This window comes from Klebsiella sp. HC6, from assembly GCF_022605325.1.
In the GTDB taxonomy this organism is placed as follows: domain Bacteria; phylum Pseudomonadota; class Gammaproteobacteria; order Enterobacterales; family Enterobacteriaceae; genus Klebsiella; species Klebsiella terrigena.
Genome location: NZ_CP093276.1, coordinates 5,652,643 through 5,677,992 on the forward strand (window position 1 = coordinate 5,652,643; position 25,350 = coordinate 5,677,992).

The 25,350-nt window shown below is 58.2% G+C and carries 15 protein-coding genes, 1 tRNA gene and 3 rRNA genes; 9 read left to right on the plus strand and 10 right to left on the minus strand.

What is annotated here, in order from left to right:
- Positions 1-7 precede the first annotated feature (7 nt).
- The 4 genes from MMW58_RS27240 to pepE all read left to right on the plus strand — a co-directional run bounded on the left by MMW58_RS27240 (position 8) and on the right by pepE (position 3,860).
- The gene (locus MMW58_RS27240) at positions 8-832 is read left to right on the plus strand and encodes a PTS system mannose/fructose/sorbose family transporter subunit IID (protein ID WP_041143571.1); all 825 of its coding nucleotides are present in this window, start codon (positions 8-10) and stop codon (positions 830-832) included.
- 76 nt (positions 833-908) lie between these two features.
- Positions 909-2,138 carry an L-sorbose 1-phosphate reductase gene (gene sorE, locus MMW58_RS27245; protein WP_241722490.1) on the plus strand — a complete coding sequence of 410 codons (1,230 nt, stop codon included), beginning with the start codon at positions 909-911 and terminating at the stop codon, positions 2,136-2,138.
- Positions 2,131-2,943: a shikimate 5-dehydrogenase gene (locus tag MMW58_RS27250; protein ID WP_241722491.1), complete on the plus strand. Its 813-nt coding sequence runs from the start codon at positions 2,131-2,133 to the stop codon at positions 2,941-2,943. The genes sorE and MMW58_RS27250 overlap by 8 nt, the downstream gene beginning before the upstream one ends.
- A gap of 227 nt (positions 2,944-3,170) precedes the next feature.
- Positions 3,171-3,860, plus strand: a complete 690-nt coding sequence (gene pepE, locus MMW58_RS27255; protein ID WP_241722492.1) for a dipeptidase PepE — start codon at positions 3,171-3,173, stop codon at positions 3,858-3,860.
- Between the two features lie 93 nt (positions 3,861-3,953).
- Here pepE and MMW58_RS27260 read toward each other — a convergent pair whose 3' ends face one another.
- On the minus strand, positions 3,954-5,585 hold the full coding sequence (locus MMW58_RS27260) for a Na/Pi cotransporter family protein (protein ID WP_133601268.1): 1,632 nt from the start codon (positions 5,583-5,585) through the stop codon (positions 3,954-3,956).
- 211 nt (positions 5,586-5,796) lie between these two features.
- Entirely contained in the window at positions 5,797-9,480 is a 3,684-nt protein-coding gene (metH, locus tag MMW58_RS27265; RefSeq protein ID WP_133601269.1) for a methionine synthase, read from the minus strand.
- 195 nt (positions 9,481-9,675) lie between these two features.
- Between metH and iclR the strand changes: the two genes are divergently transcribed.
- The 5 genes from iclR to MMW58_RS27290 all read left to right on the plus strand — a co-directional run bounded on the left by iclR (position 9,676) and on the right by MMW58_RS27290 (position 13,251).
- Positions 9,676-10,503 (plus strand): glyoxylate bypass operon transcriptional repressor IclR, encoded by an 828-nt coding sequence (gene iclR / locus MMW58_RS27270; protein WP_045853483.1) that lies wholly within the window; start codon positions 9,676-9,678, stop codon positions 10,501-10,503.
- A 10-nt stretch (positions 10,504-10,513) separates the two neighbouring features.
- Positions 10,514-10,933 carry an ASCH domain-containing protein gene (locus tag MMW58_RS27275; protein ID WP_159237628.1) on the plus strand — a complete coding sequence of 140 codons (420 nt, stop codon included), beginning with the start codon at positions 10,514-10,516 and terminating at the stop codon, positions 10,931-10,933.
- Between the two features lie 98 nt (positions 10,934-11,031).
- Positions 11,032-11,694 carry a CDP-alcohol phosphatidyltransferase family protein gene (locus tag MMW58_RS27280; RefSeq protein ID WP_045853485.1) on the plus strand — a complete coding sequence of 221 codons (663 nt, stop codon included), beginning with the start codon at positions 11,032-11,034 and terminating at the stop codon, positions 11,692-11,694.
- The gene (locus MMW58_RS27285) at positions 11,691-12,326 is read left to right on the plus strand and encodes a lysophospholipid acyltransferase family protein (RefSeq protein ID WP_133601270.1); all 636 of its coding nucleotides are present in this window, start codon (positions 11,691-11,693) and stop codon (positions 12,324-12,326) included. The genes MMW58_RS27280 and MMW58_RS27285 overlap by 4 nt, the downstream gene beginning before the upstream one ends.
- Positions 12,319-13,251, plus strand: a complete 933-nt coding sequence (locus tag MMW58_RS27290) for a phosphatidate cytidylyltransferase (RefSeq protein WP_045853487.1) — start codon at positions 12,319-12,321, stop codon at positions 13,249-13,251. The genes MMW58_RS27285 and MMW58_RS27290 overlap by 8 nt, the downstream gene beginning before the upstream one ends.
- A gap of 1 nt (position 13,252) precedes the next feature.
- Here the strand turns inward: MMW58_RS27290 and aceK are convergent, their stop codons facing one another.
- From aceK to MMW58_RS27330, 8 genes are all read right to left on the minus strand, one after another.
- Positions 13,253-14,995, minus strand: coding sequence for a bifunctional isocitrate dehydrogenase kinase/phosphatase (gene aceK / locus MMW58_RS27295; protein ID WP_241722493.1), 1,743 nt, complete (start codon positions 14,993-14,995; stop codon positions 13,253-13,255).
- A 50-nt stretch (positions 14,996-15,045) separates the two neighbouring features.
- The gene (aceA, locus tag MMW58_RS27300) at positions 15,046-16,350 is read right to left on the minus strand and encodes an isocitrate lyase (RefSeq protein ID WP_095104812.1); all 1,305 of its coding nucleotides are present in this window, start codon (positions 16,348-16,350) and stop codon (positions 15,046-15,048) included.
- A gap of 34 nt (positions 16,351-16,384) precedes the next feature.
- Positions 16,385-17,986 carry a malate synthase A gene (aceB, locus tag MMW58_RS27305; protein ID WP_045853490.1) on the minus strand — a complete coding sequence of 534 codons (1,602 nt, stop codon included), beginning with the start codon at positions 17,984-17,986 and terminating at the stop codon, positions 16,385-16,387.
- A 260-nt stretch (positions 17,987-18,246) separates the two neighbouring features.
- A complete protein-coding gene (gene metA, locus MMW58_RS27310; RefSeq protein ID WP_041143560.1) occupies positions 18,247-19,176 on the minus strand; it encodes a homoserine O-acetyltransferase MetA in 930 nt (309 codons plus the stop codon).
- Between the two features lie 588 nt (positions 19,177-19,764).
- Positions 19,765-19,880: ribosomal RNA gene (gene rrf / locus MMW58_RS27315) — 5S ribosomal RNA — on the minus strand.
- A gap of 96 nt (positions 19,881-19,976) precedes the next feature.
- Positions 19,977-22,884: ribosomal RNA gene (locus MMW58_RS27320) — 23S ribosomal RNA — on the minus strand.
- Between the two features lie 216 nt (positions 22,885-23,100).
- A tRNA-Glu gene (locus tag MMW58_RS27325) sits at positions 23,101-23,176 on the minus strand.
- Positions 23,177-23,261: 85 nt separating this feature from the next.
- A 16S ribosomal RNA gene (locus MMW58_RS27330) occupies positions 23,262-24,803 on the minus strand.
- The 16S, 23S and 5S rRNA genes sit together here with 1 tRNA gene alongside, the layout of an rRNA operon.
- Between the last annotated feature and the right edge of the window lie 547 nt (positions 24,804-25,350).

Sequence of the window (25,350 nt, forward strand, 5' to 3'; positions counted from 1 at the left end):
GCCGACCATGGAACAGAAAAAACTCACGCAAGGCGACCTGGTTAGCATGTTTCTGCGCTCCAACCTGCAGCAGGCCTCTTTTAACTTCGAACGTATTCATGGCCTGGGATTTTGCTACGACATGATCCCGGCGATCAAACGCCTCTACCCGCTGAAGGAGGATCAGGTTGCGGCCCTCAAGCGCCACCTGGTGTTCTTTAATACCACGCCCGCGGTTTGCGGACCGGTGCTGGGCGTCACCGCCGCGATGGAAGAGGCGCGCGCCAACGGCGCGGCGATTGACGATGGCGCGATTAACGGCATCAAGGTCGGGCTGATGGGGCCGCTGGCGGGGGTCGGCGACCCGCTGGTCTGGGGAACCCTGCGCCCGATTACCGCCGCGCTCGGCGCCTCGCTGGCGCTCTCCGGCAATATTCTTGGCCCGCTGCTGTTCTTCTTTATTTTCAACGCAGTACGTCTGGCTATGAAGTGGTACGGGCTGCAGCTTGGCTTCCGTAAAGGGGTCAATATCGTCAGCGATATGGGCGGCAACCTGCTGCAAAAACTCACCGAAGGCGCCTCAATCCTCGGCCTGTTTGTGATGGGCGTGCTGGTGACGAAGTGGACCACCATCAACGTGCCGCTGGTGGTTTCCCAAACCCCGGGCGCTGACGGCGCCACCGTCACCATGACCGTACAGAACATCCTCGACCAGCTTTGCCCGGGCCTGCTGGCGCTGGGGCTGACCCTGCTGATGGTGCGCCTGCTCAATAAGAAGGTGAACCCGGTCTGGCTCATCTTCGCCCTGTTCGGCCTCGGGATTATCGGTAACGCGCTGGGCTTCCTGTCCTGATCTTTCGCCCCGGCGCTGCCGTCGGGGCGGCTTCAATAAACTAACCCCGCAAGAGTAAGGGGATGAGGTGGTAAACATGAAAACTACGGCTCTACGTCTGTATGGTAAACGCGATCTGCGTCTGGAAACTTTCGAACTCCCGCCGATGGGGGATGATGAGATTCTCGCCCGGGTGGTCACCGACAGCCTGTGTCTCTCCTCATGGAAAGAGGCCAATCAGGGCGAAGACCACAAAAAGGTCCCGGACGACGTTGCGCTCAATCCGATCGTCATCGGGCATGAGTTTTGCGGCGAAATCCTCGCGGTCGGCAAAAAGTGGCAGCACAAATTCCACCCCGGCCAGCGCTACGTGATTCAGGCCAACCTGCAGCTGCCGGATCGCCCGGATTGTCCCGGCTACTCCTTCCAGTGGATCGGCGGCGAAGCCACCCACGTGGTGATCCCCGACGAGGTGATGACCCAGGACTGCCTGCTCCCCTGGGAGGGCGATACCTGGTTTGAAGGCTCGCTGGTCGAGCCGCTCTCCTGCGTTATTGGCGCCTTCAACGCCAACTATCACCTGCAGGAAGGCACCTATAACCATACGATGGGCATCCGGCCGCAGGGGCGCACCCTGATCCTCGGCGGCACCGGCCCGATGGGCCTGCTGGCCATTGACTATGCCCTGCACGGCCCGATCAACCCCTCTCTGCTGGTAGTCACCGACACCAATAAGCCCAAGCTGAGCTACGCCCGTCGGCACTATCCTTCAGAGCCGCAAACCCTGATCCACTACCTCGACGGCCATGACGCCAGTCGGGAGACGCTGATGGCGCTGACCGGCGGCCACGGGTTTGACGATATTTTCGTTTTCGTACCGAAAGAGGAGCTGATTACCCTGGCCTCCTCGCTGCTGGCCGCAGACGGCTGCCTGAACTTCTTCGCCGGCCCGCAGGATAAACAGTTTAGCGCGCCGGTTAACTTTTACGACGTCCACTACGCCTTTACCCACTACGTCGGCACCTCCGGGGGCAACACTGACGATATGCGCGCCGCCGTGGCGCTGATGCAGGAGAAAAAGGTGCAGACGGCGAAGGTGGTAACCCATATTCTTGGGCTCAACGCTGCGGGCGAAACCACCCTCGATTTACCGGCCGTCGGCGGCGGCAAGAAGCTGGTTTATACCGGAAAATCGATCCCGCTGACGCCGCTGGGCAGCATTGCCGATCCGGCGCTGGCGGCAATTATGGAGCGCCATAACGGGATCTGGTCCGGCGAAGCCGAGCAGTATCTGCTGGCCCACGCGGAGGATATTACCCATGATTAATCGCGATACTCAGCTCTGCATGTCGCTGGCCAGCCGCCCGGGCAACTTCGGCACCCGTTTTCATAACTACCTCTATGAAAAGCTGGGGCTAAACTACATCTACAAAGCCTTTACGACGCAGGATATTGCGGCGGCGGTGCGGGGCGTTCGGGCGTTGGGCATTCGCGGCTGCGCGGTATCCATGCCGTTCAAAGAGAGCTGCATGCCGTTTCTCGACGCTATCGACCCTTCTGCAAAGGTGATTGATTCAGTCAATACCATCGTCAACGATAGCGGCAGGCTGACCGGCCTCAACACCGACTATATCGCGGTGAAAAGCCTGATCGACAGCCACAGTCTGCCGCGCACGGCGAAGGTGATGATTCAGGGCAGCGGCGGCATGGCGAAGGCGGTCATCGCCGCGTTTCGCGACGCTGGCTTCCGCGATGTCATTATCGCCGCCCGCAATCGCGATAGCGGCCTGGCGCTGGCAAAACAGTACGGCTTCCAGTGGCAGCCGCAGCCTGAGGGGATCGCGGCGGCTATCCTGGTCAACGTCACCCCTCTCGGCATGGCGGGCGGAGAGTACGCCGAGACGCTGGCCTTCAGCCAGGCCATGGTGGAGGGTGCTGACGTGGTGTTCGACGTGGTGGCCCTGCCGCCGGAGACGCCGCTGATCCGCCTGGCGCAGCGGCTGGAAAAACGCACCATCAGCGGCGCGGAGGTGATTGCCCTACAGGCGGTAGAGCAGTTTGTGCTGTACACCGGCGTGCGCCCGGACGAGGCGCTGGTTAACGAAGCGGCGGCGTTTGCCCGCGCGGGCTAAATCGCCCGGATATAGCCGGGTCGTGATGCGCAGGTTGCGGCAGCGTGGCGTACCGCAACCTGACAACATCGTGAGCCACGTCAGCGAGCGCAGGGGCAAGCGGTGGTAGGATCGCCAGCCGACTTTGTCATTATGGCCAGACCATAGACGTTCAGGCGCAGCGGCGCGTTTTGCGGCTCTGCCGCCGCGCAAACGGCCTGAATGAAGGTGGTTATCACGGAGAAAAGATGGAACTACTGCTACTGAGTAACTCAACCCTGCCCGGCAAGGCATGGCTGGAACATGCGCTGCCGGTCATTTCCGGGCAGCTGAACGGCCGCCGTTCGGCGGTGTTTATCCCTTTCGCCGGCGTCACGCAGACCTGGGATGATTACACGGCAAAAACCGCCGCGGTCTTTGCCCCTCTGGGCGTGAGCGTCACGGGCATTCACAGCGTCGCGGATCCCATCGCGGCGATTGAGACCGCCGACGTGGTCATCGTCGGCGGCGGTAATACCTTCCAGCTGCTCAAAGAGTGCCGCACGCGCGGCCTGCTGGCGCCAATCGTTGACGTGGTCAGGCGCGGCGCGCTGTATATCGGCTGGAGCGCCGGCGCCAATCTCGCCTGCCCGACCATCCGCACCACCAACGATATGCCGATCGTTGACCCGCAGGGGTTTGACGCCCTGGGGCTGTTCCCGCTGCAGATTAACCCCCACTTCACCAACGCCCTGCCGGAAGGACACCAGGGCGAAACCCGCGAACAGCGGATCCGCGAGCTGCTGGTGGTGGCGCCGGAGCTGGTGATTATTGGTTTACCGGAAGGGAACTGGATTCAGGTTGCCGGCGGTCACGCCACCCTCGGTGGCCCAAACCCGACGCTGGTGTTTACTGCCGGAAAAGACGCGGCTTCCGTCGCCGCCGGCCACCGGTTTTAACCGCCTTCCCCTCTCCCCGGCGGGGAGCGGGCCAGGCTTGCGCAGCGCCTGCGGGATTTCACCGGGGCGCTGCGGCCGGCGCGGCCTTAGCGCTTAATAATCATCCCGCTCGTCATCTTCGTCAGGCTGCTCCATCACGCTGTAGGCGACCGAACAGAACAGCGAGTTGAGACGCTTCATATCGCCCAGCAGCCCCAGATGCAGCGAGCTGGTTTCAATGCTCTGCACGTTCTGCTGGTGCAGGCGGTCGACGTGCGCGTGCGCGTAGCGGCGGTTCATGATGCGGAAACGATGCTTGTTGCGGCGCAGGCGCCGGGCGCTCGGGACGTCGCTGGAGAAGAAGACCGACATCGCCAGCTGGAGGTTACTCAGCAGCTGATCGTACAGGCCGTCGAGCTCCTTCAACCCTTCAACGGAGAAGGCCCGCCGCGCGGCCAGCGACTTATCGGCGATTTCGCTGCCCATTCTCTCCACGATATCGGAAGCCTGCTCGAGGTTGAGCGCCATTTCGATAATCTCCGCCCAGCGGCGTGACTCCTCTTCGGCGAGCTCATCTTTCGGCATCCGCGCCAGATAGAGCTTGATAGCGGTATAGAGCACGTTGATGTCGTCCGCCAGCCGACGCAGCGCCTTCTCTTCCCGCGGCTCGCCGTGCATCACCTTGCGCAGGCCGTCCAGCATCTGCTCCATGGCGTCGCCAATGCGCAGCGTCTCACGCGCGGCGTTGGCCAGCGCCAGGGCCGGCGTATCCAGCGCCGAGGGATCCAGATGCTTCGGCTTCAGGTGCAGGTCCTGCTCGGGCTCTTCCTGAATCAGGCGCCGGCAGAGCCGGGCCATCGGCTCGGCGAACGGCACCATCGCCACGCAGCGGATCAGGTTGTAGAAGACGTGGAAGTAAATCACCAGCTCCGCTTCCGGCAAAGGCAGCTTGTGCATCGCATCCGCCAGCAGGTGGACAAAAGGCAGAATAATCAGGCTGCCCACCAGCTTAAACAGCAGGCTGCCCAGCGCAACGCGGCGCGCGGCGGCGTTGGCGGCGCTGTTGTTGATCATCGCCAGGATCCCGGAGCCGAGGTTCGCGCCGATAACCAGGCACAGCGCGACCGGGAACGAAATCACCCCGGTGGAGGTGAGCGTGGCGGTTAGCAGCACCGCCGCGAGGCTGGAGTAGCTCACTATCGCGAACATGGCGCCAATCAGCGCATCCAGCATGATATCGCCGGTCAGCGAGGCGAATATCACCTGCACGCCGTTGGCCTGGGTGATGGGGTGCACCGCCTGCACGATCAGCTCCAGCGCCAGTAAAATCAGCCCCAGCCCGATACCGACCCGTCCCAGCTGGCCCGCGCGGGTCTGCTTGCGGCCAAGGAAGAAAATCACGCCGATAAAAATCAGCAGCGGCGAGAGCCATGAGAGGTCGAAGGTCAGCACCCTCGCCATCAGCGCGGTCCCCACGTCGGCGCCCAGCACAATCACCAGCGCCGGGGCCAGCGCGACCAGGTCCTGGGCGACAAACGAGGTGACCAGCATGGTGGTCGCGTTGCTGCTCTGGACCAGAGCCGTAACGCCAATACCGGCGCAGAAGGCGAGCGGTTTTTTCTCGACGCTACTGCTGAGGACGGAACGCAGGCGTGCGCCATAGACGCGCATCACCCCGGTACGAACGATATGGGTGCCCCAAACCAGCAGGGCGACGGCAGAAAGCAGGTGCAGCAGAGTTAACACGGATTCTTGTTCTCCTTATTACCCGACGGATAACGACGGATAGCCCCGTCGGGAATTCTCCCGGCGGCGCTACGCTTAGCCGGGCTACATAGTCCGGGCGTTCTGAATCAATACTCCAGTATAAGGGTTTAGCCGCAATAAAGAGACAGGGCGCCCTCGGAGCGCCCTGTAAGTTGTAAGATAAGATGACAGATTTGTGACAGACTGCGGTCTAGTCCGCGTCGTAGCCCAGATTCGGCGCCAGCCAGCGCTCAACTTCCTCAGGAGTCATTCCTTTGCGCCGCGCGTAATCCTCAACCTGATCGCGCTGGATCTGCGCCACCGCGTAGTACTTGCTGTCCGGATGGCTGAAGTACCAGCCGGAGACCGAGGCGCCCGGCCACATGGCGAACGATTCGGTCAGCTGCATGCCGGTATGCGCCTCCACGTCCAGCAGCTCCCAGATCACGCCTTTTTCGGTGTGCTCCGGGCAGGCCGGATAGCCCGGCGCCGGACGAATCCCCTGATAGTTCTCGCGGATCAGCTCCTCGTTGCTCAGATTCTCGTTCGCGGCATAGCCCCAGTAAACCTTACGCACCCGCTCGTGCAGATATTCCGCAAACGCTTCGGCCAGACGATCGGCGATCGCTTTGACCATGATTTTATTGTAATCATCGTGCTGAGCGTCAAAGGCCTCGGCCAGCGCGTCCTCTTCCAGCCCGCCGGTCACCGCGAACGCGCCAAGATAGTCGGCCTTGCCGCTCAGCTTCGGCGCGACAAAATCGGCGAGGCAGTAGTTGGCAAATCCGACCTTCTCGGTCTGCTGGCGCAGGTGATGGCTGACGGTCAGAACGTGGGTGCGCGTCTCGTCGCGGTAGATTTCGATGTCGTCACCAACGCGGTTAGCCGGGAATAACCCCACCACCCCGCGCGGGTTCAGCGACTTCTCGGCACTCAGCTTATCCAGCAGGTCGTTGGCATCTTTAAACAGCCGCTGCGCCTCTTCGCCCACCACGTCATCCTCGAGGATGCGCGGGTATTTCCCGGCCAGCGACCAGGTCATAAAGAACGGCGTCCAGTCGATATAGTTACGCAGCGTTTCGATGCTGGCTTCGACCTCCTGCACGCCGAGGCGATGGGCCACCGGCGGCGTATAGCTCTCCCAGTCAAACGCCAGGTCGTTATCCCGGGCGGCCTCCAGGGTGACCGGCGGAGTGCGCGGCTTCTTGCGCCCATGCTGAATACGCACGGTTTCGTACTCTTTACGCGTGCGGGCAACGAAGTCATCGCGCTGGGTGTCGGAAAGCAGCGCCGCCACGACGCCAACGGTACGCGAGGCGTTCTGCACGTAGACCGTCGGGCCGCTGTAGTTCTGCTCGATTTTTACCGCCGTATGCGCTTTGGAGGTGGTCGCACCGCCAATCAGCAGCGGCAGGGTAAAGCCCTGGCGCTCCATCTCTTTCGCCACGTTGACCATTTCATCCAGCGACGGGGTGATCAGCCCGGAGAGGCCGATCAGGTCGGCATTCACTTCACGGGCGGTTTTGAGGATTTTATCCGCCGGAACCATCACCCCAAGATCGATGATTTCGTAGTTATTACACTGCAGCACCACGCCGACGATGTTTTTACCGATGTCGTGCACGTCGCCTTTGACGGTGGCGATCACCATCTTGCCGTTGCTGGAACCCTTCTCTTTGCTGGCCTCAATATAGGGCTCGAGATAGGCCACCGCCTGCTTCATCACGCGGGCCGATTTCACCACCTGCGGGAGGAACATTTTGCCCTCGCCGAACAGGTCGCCCACCACGTTCATGCCGTCCATCAGCGGGCCTTCAATCACCTCGATGGGGCGGGTCGACTGCTGACGCGCCTCTTCGGTGTCCAGCTCAATAAATTCGGTGATCCCTTTCACCAGCGAGTATTCAAGACGCTTTTTAACGTCCCAGCTGCGCCATTCCGCCTGTTGGGCGTTGGCGGAGTCGTCCGTTTTGCTGCCGCGATATTTTTCCGCCAGCTCCAGCAGGCGATCGGTGCCCTCGGCGTGACGGTTGAGGATCACGTCTTCGACGGCATCGCGCAGCTCGGCGGGCAGGTCGTCATAAATCGCCAGCTGCCCGGCGTTAACAATCCCCATATCCATGCCGTTACGAATGGCGTAGTAGAGGAAGACGGCGTGAATCGCCTCGCGTACCGGATCGTTGCCGCGGAAGGAGAACGAGACGTTGGAGACGCCGCCGGAAATCAGCGCATGCGGCAGCTCGCGTTTGATATCTTCACAGGCGCCGATAAAGTCCTGCGCATAGTTGTTGTGCTCTTCAATACCGGTCGCCACCGCAAAGATATTGGGGTCGAAGATAATATCTTCCGGCGGGAAGCCCACCTCTTCGGTCAGAATTTTGTACGCCCGGCGGCAAATCTCGATTTTGCGCGCGCGCGTATCGGCCTGGCCCTGCTCGTCGAAGGCCATCACCACCACGGCGGCACCGTAGCGGCGCACTTTTTTAGCGTGATGGATAAACGGCTCGATCCCCTCTTTCATTGAGATAGAGTTGACGATGCCTTTGCCCTGAATGCACTTCAGGCCTTTTTCGATGACTTCCCACTTCGAGGAGTCGATCATGATCGGCACGCGGGCAATATCGGGCTCGCCGGCAATCAGGTTGAGGAAACGCACCATCGCCGCTTCCGCGTCGAGCATCCCCTCATCCATGTTGATATCGATAATCTGCGCGCCGCTCTCGACCTGCTGGCGGGCAACGTCCAGCGCTTCATTATATTTTTCTTCTTTAATCAGCCGCTTGAACTTCGCAGAGCCGGTCACGTTGGTCCGTTCGCCGACGTTAACAAACAGGCTGTCGTCGCCGATATTCAGCGGCTCGAGGCCGGCAAGGCGGCAGGCCACCGGGATTTCCGGCAGCGCGCGCGGCGCCAGCCCGGCGACGGCGCGCGACATGGCCGCGATATGCTCCGGCGTCGTGCCGCAGCAGCCGCCGACGATATTCAGGAACCCGGATTCAGCCCATTCGCGAATTTGCGCGGCCATGGTATCGGCATCCAGATCGTATTCACCAAAGGCGTTCGGCAGGCCCGCATTGGGGTGCGCGGTGACGTAGCATTCGGCAATGCGCGAGAGCTCCTGCACGTACTGGCGCAGCTCGTCCGGACCCAGGGCGCAGTTGAGGCCGAAGGTGAGCGCATCGGCGTGGCGCAGCGAGTTGTAAAAGGCTTCGGTCGTTTGCCCGGAGAGCGTACGGCCGGAGGCATCGGTGATGGTGCCGGAAATCATGATCGGCAGATCGACGCCCAGCGCCTCAAGCTCCTCTTTGACCGCAAAGATTGCCGCTTTGGCGTTGAGGGTGTCGAATACCGTCTCAATCATAATCAGGTCGACGCCCCCTTCCACCAGCGCCTTCGTTGACTCACGGTAGGCTTCCACCAGCCCGTCGAAGGTGATGTTGCGGTAGGCCGGGTCGTTAACGTCAGGAGAGATAGAGGCGGTGCGGTTAGTCGGGCCGAGAACTCCCGCGACAAAGCGCGGCTTTTCCGGCGTGCGGGCGGTCCACTCGTCGGCGCTGGCGCGCGCCAGCCGCGCCGCGGCAAAGTTGATTTCCGCCGACAGGGATTCCATCTGGTAATCCGCCATCGCGATCGTCGTCGAGTTAAAGGTGTTGGTCTCAATGATGTCCGCGCCGGCCTCGAAATAGGCGTCGTGAATGGCACGGATCGCGTCCGGCCTGCTGAGCACCAGCAGGTCGTTATTGCCTTTCAGGTCGCAAGGCCAGTCGGCAAAGCGCGCGCCGCGGAACTCTTCTTCACTCAGACGATAGCCCTGGATCATGGTGCCCATGCCCCCATCCAGAACCAAAATACGTTTTTTTAACTGCTGATGCAGTTGCTCAACTTTGCTGCTCACACTCGCTCCCGACAACGCTCAACCAGACCAAAAAACTCAACGAACCATACTGGCATAAACCACAGGGACGGGAAAGGGAACGGCGGGCAATATGAGACATGTTCAGCTTCACTCATCCGATCAGTCCGGTTGTGATTGCAAAATGGGCAAATAAAACGAAAACTATTTCCACGATACAGAAAAAAGGAATCTGCGATGGCCACTCCCGTTCCCGCAAAGCGCGGCAGAAAACCCGCGACGCCCGCCGCCCCTCAGGCTGGCGGACAGGTTCAGTCGCTTACCCGTGGGCTAAAGTTACTCGAATGGATTTCTGAATCGCACGGCAGCGTCGCGTTAACCGAGCTGGCGCAGCAGGCCGGCCTGCCGAACTCGACAACCCACCGCCTGCTGACGACCATGCAGCAGCTGGGCTTCGTGCGCCAGGTGGGCGATCTCGGGCACTGGTCCGTCGGCGCCCACGCCTTTGTGGTCGGCAGCAGCTTTCTGCAAAGCCGCAACCTGCTGGCCATCGTGCACCCTATTCTGCGCCAGCTGATGGAGGACTCCGGCGAAACGGTCAACCTGGCGGTGCTGGATCAGGGCGACCACCAGGCGATTATCATCGACCAGGTGCAGTGTACGCAGCTGATGCGCATGTCGGCGCCGATTGGCGGCAAGCTGCCGATGCACGCCTCCGGAGCGGGTAAAGCCTTCCTTTCCCAGCTGAGCGAAGAGCAGGTCACCGGCCTTCTGCACCGCAAAGGGCTGCACGCCTACACCCACGCCACCCTGGTATCGCCGCTGCATCTGAAAGAGGACCTCGCCCAGACGCGCAAGCGCGGCTATTCTTTCGACGACGAAGAGCATGCCCTGGGCCTGCGCTGCGTCGCATCCTGCATCTATGACGAGCACCGCGAGCCGTTTGCGGCAATCTCCATCTCCGGGCCCATCTCGCGGATGACCGACGATCGCGTCACCGAGCTCGGCGCGCTGGCGATTAAAGCCGCCAAAGAGGTGACCCTGGCCTACGGCGGGGTTCGCTAAGATGAGCGATCTGAAATCCCTTTGGCAGCAGCGCTATCCCGGCGCCTTCTGCTGGTCATTTGGCGATTCCCCCGCGCTGGCCGACGAGCTGGCGGCGCTGGTTATCGCCGGCAAAAAGCGCGGCACCTGCGGCTCGCTTGCCAGCTATCGCCAGGAAAATCCGCCGGTGACCCCGGGCTCGTTGCACATCGTGCTCAACGGAGCGGGCGAGCCGGCGTGCGTCATCCGCACCCTGGCGCTCAGAATTATTCGCTTTAATGAGATGACCGCGGATCTTGCCGCGCTGGAGGGTGAAGGCGATTTGAGCCTGGGCTACTGGCAGCAGGCTCACCGGGCCTTCTTCGAGCGTGAAGGGAGCTGGTCGCCGGAGATGGAGCTGGTTTACGAGGAGTTCGCGCTGATCGACGTCGCCGATGCGCCGTTGCCCTGAACCGCGAGCGAGATGATCCTGGCCTACGGCGGTATGCGTTAATTTCCGCGAAAGCTGTATATAATATGTGCTCTTAAAACAAAAATGAGCACGCAACTATGGAAAAGGAAATCCAGGATCGCCGCCCCATCCGGGCACGCGAGACTCGCTGGGCCACCGCCGCCGCGCGGTATCTACGCCGTAAAGGCTGTACGCCGAACGGTATCTCTCTCTTCAGTATCGCCTTTGCCGCGCTCTCCGCCCTGTGCTATCTGGCCGCGTGGCGGGTTGAAGATCAAATCGGCCAGCGGATCCTCTTTATCGCCGCCGCCGTAGGTATTCAGGGACGGTTAATCTGCAACCTTCTTGACGGGATGGTCGCCGTCGAGGGCGGTCTGCGCAGCCCGGCTGGCGCCGTCTATAACGAACTTCCCGATCGCGTATCCGACACGCTGCTGCTGCTCGGCGTAGGCTACGGCCTGACGCTTTATCCGTCGGCGGTCGCGCTCGGCTGGGGCTGCGCGCTGCTGGCGGTCGCCACCGCCTATATCCGCCTGCTCGGGGGCACCTGCGGGCTGCCCCAGCGCTTCAGCGGACCGATGGCCAAACAGCATCGCATGGCGCTGCTGACCGCGGTCTCGGTGCTGGCCGCCGCGTTTCCGCAGTGGAGCCAGCAGGGCTTTGTGGCGGTTCTATGGCTGATTCTGGTCGGCGCCTTCTTTACCTGTATCAGCCGCGCGCGGCTCATTATCAAGGATCTTAACGCAGGAGAATCACCATGAGCTTTTCGCCGGATAAAACGCTGGTGCGGGCGCTGCTAGTTAGCGTATGCCGGCTGCTGACGGGCATTAAATCGCGCTGGAAAGCCACTCCGCAGCCAGGGCAGGCCACGCTCTACTTCGCCAACCACAGCAGCCATCTCGACGGGCTGGTGATCTGGGCCAGCCTGCCCACCGCGATGCGCGACAACGTCCACCCCGTTGCCGCCGCGGATTACTGGAAAAAGAGCCGCCTGCGCCGCTACCTGGCCTCCCGCATCTTCGGGGCGGTGCTGATTGAGCGTAAAGGGCGGGCGGCGTCCCCGAGCGAAGATCCCCTCGCGCCGCTGGTCGCCGTGCTGGAAAACAGCGAGTCGCTCATTTTCTTCCCCGAGGGCACGCGCGGCAGCGGCGACGAGCTGGGCGAGTTTAAAAGCGGCCTGTACCACCTGATGCTGCGCCACCCCGACGTTCGACTGGTGCCCGTCTGGCTGGAAAACCTGAACCGGGTGCTCCCGAAAGGTTCCAGGCTGGTGGTACCGATTATCTGCAGCGCCACCTTCGGCGAACCGCTGAATGGCCCGGCGGAAGGCGAAACAAAAGCGGCGTTTTTAGCCCGCGCGAAATCAGCGCTGGAGGCGCTATCCCATGCATAATATCGATCATCAGCTCCTGCTGCTGCTGGCGGGACTGTTTTCCCTGCTGGTTATTGCAAGCCTGATTGGCTATCTGCTGTCGCTCAGAAAACAGAACGAAACCATCGCCAATCTCAACGCCAGAATTCGCGCCTGGTGGGTCATGTGCATCATCTCGGTATTCGCCATGCTCATCGGCCCCATCGGCTCAGTGATTTTGTTCGCGCTGATGTCCTTCTATGCGCTGCGCGAATGCGTCACTCTGACCCCCACCCGCCGGGGCGACCACGAGGCGCTGTTCTGGTGCTTTTTCGTGATTCTCCCGCTGCAGTACCTGCTGGTGGGGATCGAGTGGTACAGCCTGTTCGTGATATTTATTCCGGTTTATGCATTCCTCTTTATTCCCGCCCGCATCGCGCTGGCCAGCGATACCACCCACTTCCTCGAGCGCAGCGCCAAGATTCAGTGGAGCCTGATGATTGCGGTGTACTGCGTCAGCCATGCGCCGGCGCTGCTAATGATCGATATTCCGGGATTTGCCGGCGAAAACATCAAGCTGGTGCTGTTCATGATGATCGTCGTGCAGATTTCTGACGTGCTGCAGTACGTGTTCGGCAAGCTGTGGGGCAAGCGCCCTATCGTGCCGAAGCTGAGCCCGAACAAAACGGTGGAAGGCTTCGTGGGCGGGATTCTGAGCGCCAGCCTGGTGGGCGCGGCCCTGTTCTGGGTTACGCCGTTCAGCATGATTCAGGCCTTCTTCATCTCTCTGCTGATCACCCTGCTGGGGTTCGCGGGCGGCCTGTGCATGTCGGCTATCAAGCGCGATCGGGGAGTGAAAGACTTTGGCGCCATGCTGGAAGGGCACGGCGGCATGATGGACAGGATTGATTCCCTCTGCTTCGCCGCGCCGGTATTCTTCCACGTGGTGCGCTACTTTTACACCTGACCTAGCCCGCCTGCTGCATCGCGCCGTAGCGGACGCAAAAACGCTGGCGGCGGCGGTAGGCGTAGACATCCTCCACGTGGCCGTTGCGGATGCGCGTCTGCAGCTCGCGCCAGTAGTCGGCCCGCAGCAGATCGGCGTGCATCTCCTCGAGCAGCGGCCCGATACGCGGGTCCGCGCAGAGCCAGTGGCGGAACTCTTCCGGGAAAACGTCCCCCGGCGACACGCTGTACCACGGCTCGCTCGCCAGCTCATCTTCCGGATAGCGCGGCGGCGGGATCTCGCGGAAGTTGACCTCCGTCATGTAGCAAATCTCATCGTAGTCGTAGAACACCACCCGACCATGGCGGGTCACGCCGAAGTTCTTAAATAGCATGTCGCCGGGGAAAATATTGGCGGCGGCCAGCTGGCGAATGGCGTTGCCGTACTCCTCAACCGCATCGCGCAGCGCCTGGCCGTCGACCTGCTCCAGCCAGATATTCAGCGGCACCATCCGCCGCTCGATATAGAGATGGCTGATGGCAATCCTCTCCCCGAGGTCGGTAATTTTAGCTCCGGCTTCCGACTGCAGCAGCGCCATCAGCTGCGGCGCGATTTGCCGCTTATCCAGCACGAAGTTTTCAAATTCCTGGGTATCGGCCATGCGCCCGACGCGATCGTGCTCTTTAACCAGCTGATAGCAGGCGCGGACGTGGGCGGCGGTCATCTCCTTTTGCGGTGCAAAGCGGTCCTTGATGACCTTAAATACCCGGTCGAAACCCGGCAGAGTAAAGACCAGCATCACCATGCCGCGGATGCCAGGCGCCTCGATAAACTGCTCGTCGCTGCGGGCAATATAGTGCAGATATTCACGGTAGCTTTCCGTTTTTGCGTGCTTCTGGCAGCCAATCGCCATGTACAGTTCGGCGGTGGTTTTCCCCGGCAGGATCTCGCGCAGCCACTCAACCAGTGCCCCGGGCAGCGGGGCGTAAACCATAAAATAGGAGCGCGCGAAGCCAAAGACGATACTCGCCTCCGCGTGGGTGGTCAGGCAGGCATCAATAAACAGCTCGCCTTCATCGCTGCGATGGACGGGCAGCAAAAAGGGCAGCGTCGCCACCGGCGTCACCAGTTTGCCGACCAGCCAGGCCGCCTTATTGCGATAAAAGAGTTCGTTGGCTATTTGCAGATGGGAGCGGGAGAGCATCTCGCTGCCGAGAGCCTCCACCAGGCTGGCCGTGATATAGCCGATATCCCGCGCTTTGTTTTGCCATGCCAGCCGCAGGGGAAGATCGGAGAGTACCTTGCTTAATAGCGTTTCCCAGCCGCGCTCGGGGAAAAACGTTTTCGCCAGCGGACGGGGAATTGAGCGGAAGCTGCGCTCCGGCTGCGAGCTGAAAATAAAGAGCCGCTCGGGAGTCAGCGAGCGGTGGTCAAACAACCGACAATAGACGGAATTGAAAAAGCTCTCCGCAATTTCGAAGCGAGGGTAATCCGGTAACAGGTGGGTGTAGTGCTCTTTCACCCGCAGTAAAAAATCGGCGTCGGTACTTTTGCCTTCGGTAATACAGCGCAGCTGTTCAACCACCAGGCCGACGTGATGGTCGTAGAGGTGAATACGCTGCTTCATCGCCTGCTGTACCGCGTGCCAGTCGGCGTGCTCAAAGCGCTGCTGCGCGCCCGAGGTCACTTCGAGAAAACGGCCATACTGGGCGTCAAAGCCCTGCAAAATAGTCTGTGCAATCAGTAGTTCCAGGCCACGCGTCATACCTTCCCCCTCACCCAACCCTCTCCCCGGCAGGGAGAGGGGGAAAACAGTCAGAACTGCTCTTCTTCCGTTGAGCCGGTCAGCGCGGTGACTGAGGAAGCGCCGCCCTGGATAATGGTGGTCACCTTATCGAAGTAGCCGGTGCCCACCTCCTGCTGGTGGGAAACGAAGGTGTATCCCTCCGCGGCGGCAGCAAACTCCGGCTGCTGCACCTTCTCAACGTAGTGTTTCATCCCCTCACCCTGCGCATAGGAGCGGGCGAGGTCGAACATGTTGAACCACATGCTGTGGATGCCCGCCAGGGTAATGAACTGATATTTGTAGCCCATGTCGGAGAGCGCCTGCTGGAAGCGAGCGATGGTGGCGTCATCGAGGTTTTTCTTCCAGTTAAACGACGGCGAGCAGTTGTAGGCCAGCAGCTTGCCCGGGAAGCGGGCGTGAATAGCATCCGCAAAGCGCTTAGCCTGCTCAAGGTCCGGCTTAGACGTTTCGCACCACACGAGGTCAGCGTACGGCGCATAGGCCAGGCCGCGGCTAATCGCCTGCTCAATGCCGGCATGAGTGCGGAAAAAACCTTCACTGGTGCGATCGCCGGTAATAAACTCGCGATCGTACGGATCGCAGTCAGAGGTGATCAGATCCGCAGCATCGGCGTCAGTTCGGGCGATGACCAGCGTCGGTACGCCCATGACGTCGGCCGCCAGGCGAGCGGCCACCAGTTTCTGGATAGCCTCCTGCGTCGGAACCAGCACCTTGCCGCCCATATGGCCGCATTTCTTTACCGACGCCAGCTGATCTTCAAAGTGAACCGCCGCTGCACCGGCCTCAATCATCGATTTCATCAGCTCAAACGCATTCAGCACGCCGCCGAAGCCGGCTTCAGCATCCGCCACGATCGGCAGGAAATAGTCGGTATAGCGCGGATCGTCGGATTCAATGCCGGCAGACCACTGGATCTGATCGGCGCGACGGAAGGTATTGTTGATCCGATCCACCACCGCCGGCACCGAGTTCGCCGGGTACAGCGATTGATCCGGATACATGCTGGAAGCCAGGTTGGCATCCGCCGCGACCTGCCAGCCGGAGAGATAAATCGCCTCGATCCCCGCCTTCGCCTGCTGCAGCGCCTGGCCACCGGTCAGCGCGCCAAGGCTGTTGATATAGCCCTTCTTCGAGCCGCCGTGCAGCAGCCGCCACATTTTGGCCGCGCCAAGCTGCGCCAGGGTACATTCCGGGTTGACCGAACCGCGTAATTTCACCACTTCTTCCGCGCTATACGGGCGGGTAATGCCTTCCCAACGCGGCTGTGTCCACTCTTTGTTTAATTCTTCGATTTGCTGAGTACGAGTTTTCATGTGCAGATGCTCCATAGGGTCACGAGTGGGTGAATTACGCCAGCAGGCGGTAGCCAGGCAACGTTAAGAAATCAATCAGTTCGTCTGAGGTAGTGATTTGTTCCATCAGCCGCGCGGCATCGTCAAAGCGGCCGCTGCTGTAGCGGTGCTCGCCCAGCTCCTCCTGAATAACCATCAGCTCTTCGCCAAGCCACTGGCGGAACAGCGCTTTGGTCACCGGCGTCCCGTCGCTCAGCGTCTTCTGATGGTGGATCCATTGCCAAATAGAGGTGCGCGAGATTTCGGCAGTCGCCGCATCTTCCATCAGGCCATAAATCGGTACGCAGCCGTTGCCGGAGATCCAGGCTTCGATGTACTGCACCGCCACGCGAATGTTGGCGCGCATCCCGGCTTCGGTACGCTCCCCGTCGCAGGGGGCCAGCAGCTGTTCGGCGGTAATCGGCGCATCCTCGTCCCGGCTGACGCCCAGCTGGTTGGTCCTTTCGCCCAGCACGCGGTTGAAAACCTCCATCGCCGTATCCGCAAGGCCCGGGTGAGCAATCCAGGTGCCGTCATGGCCGTTTTTAGCTTCCAGCTCTTTGTCGGCGGTAACTTTGCCGAGCACCTGGCGGTTGCGTTCAGCGTCTTTGCTGGGAATAAAGGCCGCCATGCCGCCCATCGCGAACGCGCCGCGCTTGTGGCAGGTTTTAATCAGCAGGCGTGAATAGGCGTTGAGGAACGGCTTGTCCATCGTCACCACCTGGCGGTCGGGTAAAACACGGTCAGCATGGTTTTTTAACGTTTTGATATAGCTGAAAATGTAGTCCCAACGTCCGCAGTTCAGGCCAACGATATGGTCCCGCAGCGCGTGGAGAATCTCATCCATCTGAAACACCGCCGGCAGCGTTTCAATCAGCAACGTCGCCTTGATGGTGCCGCGCGGCAGTTCAAAGCGATCTTCGGTGTAGCTGAAGACTTCGCTCCACCAGGCCGCTTCCTGCCATGCCTGGGTCTTCGGCAGATAGAAATAGGGGCCGCTTCCTTTCGCCAGCAGGGCCTGGTGGTTATGGAAGAAGTAGAGCGCGAAATCGAACAGGCTGCCGGGAATCGACTCCCCGCGCCAGGTGACGTGCTTTTCCGGCAGATGCAGGCCGCGCACCCGACAAACCAGCACCGCAGGATCGGGCTTCAGCTGGTAGATTTTCCCCGCTTCGTTGGTATAGCTGATGGTGCCGTTGACCGCATCGCGCAGGTTAATCTGACCGTCGATAACTTTGTTCCAGTCAGGCGCCAGCGAATCCTCAAAGTCAGCCATAAATACTTTCACGTTGGCATTCAGGGCGTTAATCACCATCTTGCGTTCAACGGGACCGGTGATCTCTACCCGGCGATCCTGTAAATCGGCCGGAATACCGCGAACCGTCCAGTCACCGTTACGAATGGAAGCCGTTTCCGAAATAAAGTCAGGCAGCTTACCGTCGTCGATATCCTGCTGCTGCTGGATACGTGCCGCCAGCAGCCTATTGCGCTCAGGCGTAAAGCGGCTCACCAGTTCCGCCAGGAACTCCACCGCCTCGGGCGTTAAGACCTGCTTTTCCTGCTCGCCATAGGGCTGGCCAAAGGCCAGTTCGTCAGTGATTGTCGCCTGTTGCGTCATTGTGCAGCTCCTCTTGGTTGATCCAGTTGGCGCGAGTGAAAGATCGTTGTCTGGTTTTCGCTCAACACAATTAAGACTACGCATTATTTTTCCAAAATCAAAAACAATTTCCATTTTAATTTTAATATCTATTCAACATATTGATAACATTAAAATTAAAGTTTATTTAGTACATGAATTGAATTTCGGAAACAAAAAAGGCACCCGAAGGTGCCAGAGGCAAAATGCTGAAACGCTTTAGGATCGCGTTGGCTGGAGGATTAATCCAAAGTCGGATTCATATGCCGCAGATCGTATGGCGTGATTTGGTAGACATAGTAGTTCAGCCAGTTGGCAAACAGCAGGTTTCCGTGACTTCTCCAGCTGGCCCGCGGTGTGTTTTGTGGGTCATCATGCGGGAAATAATTGGTCGGTACTTCCGGGCTGAGCCCCGCTTCCACATCGCGGAAAAACTCGCCCGCCAGGGTATTGGCATCGTATTCCGGATGTCCGGTGACGAAGGCAATGCGCTTATCTTTGCTGGCAAACAGATAGGCATCGCCCTCTTCGGTTTCTGCCAGGATCTCTAAATCGGTATAGTCGCGGATCAGTGCGGCCGGAAAATCGGCATAGCGCGAGTGCGGCGCGAGGAAGGTATCGTCGAAACCACGGGTCAGCAGCGCGTGCGGATGCAAAATATGGTGTTCAAAGACGCCGGAGATTTTTTCAGTGCGGGTTTGCTTGGGGATGCCATAAAGGATATTGAGCGCGGCCTGTACGGCCCAACAGACAAAAAGCGTTGAGGTGACGTGATCCTTTGCCCACTCCAGCACCTGCTTGATCTGCGGCCAGTAGGCCACGTCGTTGAATTCAACCAGTCCCAGCGGCGCACCGGTGACGATCAGGCCATCAAAGTTCTGGTCGCAGATGTCCTCAAAATTGCAGTAGAAGTTGTTCAGATGCTCGGTTGGCGTGTTGCGGGATTCACGCGCGTCGATGCGCAGCAGCTGGATATCAAGCTGGAGCGGAGAGTTCGATAGCAGCCGCAGGAACTGGTTTTCGGTCTCGATTTTCTTCGGCATCAGGTTGAGGATAAGCACCTTCAGCGGGCGAATTTCCTGGGTCGTTGCGCGCGTTGCCGTCATCACAAAGACGTTCTCACTACGCAAGAAATTGACGGCCGGTAGCTCGTCCTGCACCCGAATAGGCATAACTTTATTACCTCATAGCATACGTATAAACGTTTAGACATCCAGACAGCTAACAATAACCAGGAATAAGCAAAATGTCGAGTCTGCAAGCGGAAGGTGAGAAAGTTTCAACCACGCACGGGACAGAATACAGGGATTAATCGGCAGGGAGCATCATGAATATAGCGCCGCGCTAATCGGCAAAAAGCGGGCAACGGCTGAGAACAGGGTGCTATGTGGTGGGATAGTGCAGCATTTTAACGCTACGTTTCACCACAGCAGGGGCGGAAGAGAGAGTCCTTTTTCGGCGTTTTAGCGGCTGAAGGGTCAGGGATCGCGGCGCGCAGCGCCCGATCCGGGCGGCGTCCGGCCGTTTTTCCTTAAACCGCAGACAACAAAAAAACCCCATGCCTGCGCATGAGGTTTTTCTGTTTGTTTGATGCCTGGCCGTTGTATGCCGGGCCTCCTGCCCGCCACCCTCCGGGCAGCACGGCGTGCTGTGCAAATTCGTTCCCGACGAATTTGTCCTACTCAGGAGAGCGCTTACCGACAAACAACAGATAAAACAAAAGGCCCAGTCTTTCGACTGAGCCTTTCGTTTTATTTGATGCCTGGCAGTTCCCTACTCTCACATGGGGAGACCCCACACTACCATCGGCGCTACGGCGTTTCACTTCTGAGTTCGGCATGGGGTCAGGTGGGACCACCGCGCTGTTGCCGCCAGGCAAATTCTGTTTACCAACACGCCTTAAGGCATGTCAGTTAATCTGTATCAGCTGAAAATCTCTCAAATTCACCACACCAAACAGCTTTGGCGTTGTAAGGTTAAGCCTCACGGTTCATTAGTATCGGTTAGCTCAACGTATCGCTACGCTTACACACCCGACCTATCAACGTCGTCGTCTTCAACGTTCCTTCAGGACTCTCAAGGAGTCAGGGAGAACTCATCTCGGGGCAAGTTTCGTGCTTAGATGCTTTCAGCACTTATCTTTTCCGCATTTAGCTACCGGGCAATGCCATTGGCATGACAACCCGAACACCAGTGATGCGTCCACTCCGGTCCTCTCGTACTAGGAGCAGCCCCCCTCAATTCTCCAGCGCCCACGGCAGATAGGGACCGAACTGTCTCACGACGTTCTAAACCCAGCTCGCGTACCACTTTAAACGGCGAACAGCCGTACCCTTGGGACCTACTTCAGCCCCAGGATGTGATGAGCCGACATCGAGGTGCCAAACACCGCCGTCGATATGAACTCTTGGGCGGTATCAGCCTGTTATCCCCGGAGTACCTTTTATCCGTTGAGCGATGGCCCTTCCATTCAGAACCACCGGATCACTATGACCTGCTTTCGCACCTGCTCGCGCCGTCACGCTCGCAGTCAAGCTAGCTTATGCCATTGCACTAACCTCCTGATGTCCGACCAGGATTAGCTAACCTTCGTGCTCCTCCGTTACTCTTTGGGAGGAGACCGCCCCAGTCAAACTACCCACCAGACACTGTCCGCAACCCGGATCACGGGTCTACGTTAGAACATCAAACATTAAAGGGTGGTATTTCAAGGTTGGCTCCACGCAGACTGGCGTCCACGCTTCAAAGCCTCCCACCTATCCTACACATCAAGGCTCAATGTTCAGTGTCAAGCTATAGTAAAGGTTCACGGGGTCTTTCCGTCTTGCCGCGGGTACACTGCATCTTCACAGCGAGTTCAATTTCACTGAGTCTCGGGTGGAGACAGCCTGGCCATCATTACGCCATTCGTGCAGGTCGGAACTTACCCGACAAGGAATTTCGCTACCTTAGGACCGTTATAGTTACGGCCGCCGTTTACCGGGGCTTCGATCAAGAGCTTCTCCTTACGGATAACCCCATCAATTAACCTTCCGGCACCGGGCAGGCGTCACACCGTATACGTCCACTTTCGTGTTTGCACAGTGCTGTGTTTTTAATAAACAGTTGCAGCCAGCTGGTATCTTCGACTGATTTCAGCTCCACGAGCAAGTCGCTTCACTTACCATCAGCGTGCCTTCTCCCGAAGTTACGGCACCATTTTGCCTAGTTCCTTCACCCGAGTTCTCTCAAGCGCCTTGGTATTCTCTACCTGACCACCTGTGTCGGTTTGGGGTACGATTTGATGTTACCTGATGCTTAGAGGCTTTTCCTGGAAGCAGGGCATTTGTTACTTCAGCACCGTAGTGCCTCGTCGTCACACCTCAGCGTTAACAAGAGTCCGGATTTACCTAAACTCTCCGCCTACATGCTTAAACCGGGACAACCGTCGCCCGGCTAACATAGCCTTCTCCGTCCCCCCTTCGCAGTAACACCGAGTACAGGAATATTAACCTGTTTCCCATCGACTACGCCTTTCGGCCTCGCCTTAGGGGTCGACTCACCCTGCCCCGATTAACGTTGGACAGGAACCCTTGGTCTTCCGGCGAGCGGGCTTTTCACCCGCTTTATCGTTACTTATGTCAGCATTCGCACTTCTGATACCTCCAGCAACCCTCACAGGCCACCTTCAACGGCTTACAGAACGCTCCCCTACCCAACAACGCCTAAGCGTCGCTGCCGCAGCTTCGGTGCATGGTTTAGCCCCGTTACATCTTCCGCGCAGGCCGACTCGACCAGTGAGCTATTACGCTTTCTTTAAATGATGGCTGCTTCTAAGCCAACATCCTGGCTGTCTGTGCCTTCCCACATCGTTTCCCACTTAACCATGACTTTGGGACCTTAGCTGGCGGTCTGGGTTGTTTCCCTCTTCACGACGGACGTTAGCACCCGCCGTGTGTCTCCCGTGATAACATTCTTCGGTATTCGTAGTTTGCATCGGGTTGGTAAGTCGGGATGACCCCCTAGCCGAAACAGTGCTCTACCCCCGAAGATGAATTCACGAGGCGCTACCTAAATAGCTTTCGGGGAGAACCAGCTATCTCCCGGTTTGATTGGCCTTTCACCCCCAGCCACAAGTCATCCGCTAATTTTTCAACATTAGTCGGTTCGGTCCTCCAGTTAGTGTTACCCAACCTTCAACCTGCCCATGGCTAGATCACCGGGTTTCGGGTCTATACCCTGCAACTTAACGCCCAGTTAAGACTCGGTTTCCCTGCGGCTCCCCTATACGGTTAACCTTGCTACAGAATATAAGTCGCTGACCCATTATACAAAAGGTACGCAGTCACCTGACAAATCAGGCTCCCACTGCTTGTACGTACACGGTTTCAGGTTCTGTTTCACTCCCCTCGCCGGGGTTCTTTTCGCCTTTCCCTCACGGTACTGGTTCACTATCGGTCAGTCAGGAGTATTTAGCCTTGGAGGATGGTCCCCCCATATTCAGACAGGATACCACGTGTCCCGCCCTACTCTTCGAACTCACAGAATGTGCATTTTAGTGTACGGGAGTATCACCCTGTACCCTGCGACTTTCCAGACGCTTCCACTAACACACAAACTGATTCAGGTTCTGGGCTGCTCCCCGTTCGCTCGCCGCTACTGGGGGAATCTCGGTTGATTTCTTTTCCTCGGGGTACTTAGATGTTTCAGTTCCCCCGGTTCGCTTCGTTAAGCTATGTATTCACTTAACGATAGTGTGTCGAAACACACTGGGTTTCCCCATTCGGAAATCGCCGGTTATAACGGTTCATATCACCTTACCGACGCTTATCGCAGATTAGCACGTCCTTCATCGCCTCTGACTGCCAGGGCATCCACCGTGTACGCTTAGTCGCTTAACCTCACAACCCGAAGCTGTTTCGTAAAACAGGTCGTGTTGTGAAAATTTGAGAGACTCGAACACACCGTCTTTCCTTTCTTATTACGGAGAAAGGAAACAGTGTGTCGTTTCAATTTTCAGCTTGATCCAGATTTTTAAAGAGCAAATATCTCAAACGAGGTTCGAAAACCTGTTTTGAGATATTGAGGTCGGCGACTTTCACTCACAAACCAGCAAGTGGCGTCCCCTAGGGGATTCGAACCCCTGTTACCGCCGTGAAAGGGCGGTGTCCTGGGCCTCTAGACGAAGGGGACACTGAAGTCTCAATCGCAAGACGCCTTGCTATTTACTTTTCATCAGACAATCTGTGTGAGCACTACAAAGGCAGGTTCTTTCAGGTAAGGAGGTGATCCAACCGCAGGTTCCCCTACGGTTACCTTGTTACGACTTCACCCCAGTCATGAATCACAAAGTGGTAAGCGCCCTCCCGAAGGTTAAGCTACCTACTTCTTTTGCAACCCACTCCCATGGTGTGACGGGCGGTGTGTACAAGGCCCGGGAACGTATTCACCGTGGCATTCTGATCCACGATTACTAGCGATTCCGACTTCACGGAGTCGAGTTGCAGACTCCGATCCGGACTACGACATACTTTATGAGGTCCGCTTGCTCTCGCGAGGTCGCTTCTCTTTGTATATGCCATTGTAGCACGTGTGTAGCCCTACTCGTAAGGGCCATGATGACTTGACGTCATCCCCACCTTCCTCCAGTTTATCACTGGCAGTCTCCTTTGAGTTCCCGGCCGAACCGCTGGCAACAAAGGATAAGGGTTGCGCTCGTTGCGGGACTTAACCCAACATTTCACAACACGAGCTGACGACAGCCATGCAGCACCTGTCTCAGAGTTCCCGAAGGCACCAAAGCATCTCTGCTAAGTTCTCTGGATGTCAAGAGTAGGTAAGGTTCTTCGCGTTGCATCGAATTAAACCACATGCTCCACCGCTTGTGCGGGCCCCCGTCAATTCATTTGAGTTTTAACCTTGCGGCCGTACTCCCCAGGCGGTCGACTTAACGCGTTAGCTCCGGAAGCCACTCCTCAAGGGAACAACCTCCAAGTCGACATCGTTTACAGCGTGGACTACCAGGGTATCTAATCCTGTTTGCTCCCCACGCTTTCGCACCTGAGCGTCAGTCTTTGTCCAGGGGGCCGCCTTCGCCACCGGTATTCCTCCAGATCTCTACGCATTTCACCGCTACACCTGGAATTCTACCCCCCTCTACAAGACTCTAGCCTGCCAGTTTCGGATGCAGTTCCCAGGTTGAGCCCGGGGATTTCACATCCGACTTGACAGACCGCCTGCGTGCGCTTTACGCCCAGTAATTCCGATTAACGCTTGCACCCTCCGTATTACCGCGGCTGCTGGCACGGAGTTAGCCGGTGCTTCTTCTGCGAGTAACGTCAATCGACAAGGTTATTAACCTTATCGCCTTCCTCCTCGCTGAAAGTACTTTACAACCCGAAGGCCTTCTTCATACACGCGGCATGGCTGCATCAGGCTTGCGCCCATTGTGCAATATTCCCCACTGCTGCCTCCCGTAGGAGTCTGGACCGTGTCTCAGTTCCAGTGTGGCTGGTCATCCTCTCAGACCAGCTAGGGATCGTCGCCTAGGTGAGCCATTACCTCACCTACTAGCTAATCCCATCTGGGCACATCTGATGGCATGAGGCCCGAAGGTCCCCCACTTTGGTCTTGCGACGTTATGCGGTATTAGCTACCGTTTCCAGTAGTTATCCCCCTCCATCAGGCAGTTTCCCAGACATTACTCACCCGTCCGCCGCTCGTCACCCAAAGAGCAAGCTCTTCTGTGCTACCGCTCGACTTGCATGTGTTAGGCCTGCCGCCAGCGTTCAATCTGAGCCATGATCAAACTCTTCAATTTAAGTTTGATGCTCGTGAATTAAACTTCGTAATGAATTACGTATGTTCACTCAGAGACTTGGTATTCATTTTTCGTCCGAGGACGTTAAGAATCCATGTCACTTTGAGTGCCCACACAGATTGTCTGATAAATTGTTAAAGAGCAGTGCAACGCGGCTTTCGCTCACCGTTGCGAGGTGGCGTATATTACGCTTTCCTCTTTCAGAGTCAACCCCGTTTTCAGAAGTTTTCTCTTTCAACCCGGCGGCTTGTTTGCCGTTGTTCCGTGTCGATGGAGGCGCATTATAGGGAGTTCTCGAGCGCCCGCAATAGTTAAATTGCAGAAAAATGACTGACTGCTGCATTCCCCAGCAAAACCCCGGTTTATACCCTGTTACGCACAGAATTATCCACAGACCGTCGGCGTTCCTTCTCTATAAAGGCCGTCGCAGCGCCCTTCTATAAGGAGATATAAGGAAAGATTTCCCCCTGCAAAGAGAAAGATAAAAATTCGCGAGCGTTGCGCAAACGTTTTCGTTACAATGCCGCGCTATGACACGGACGCCCGG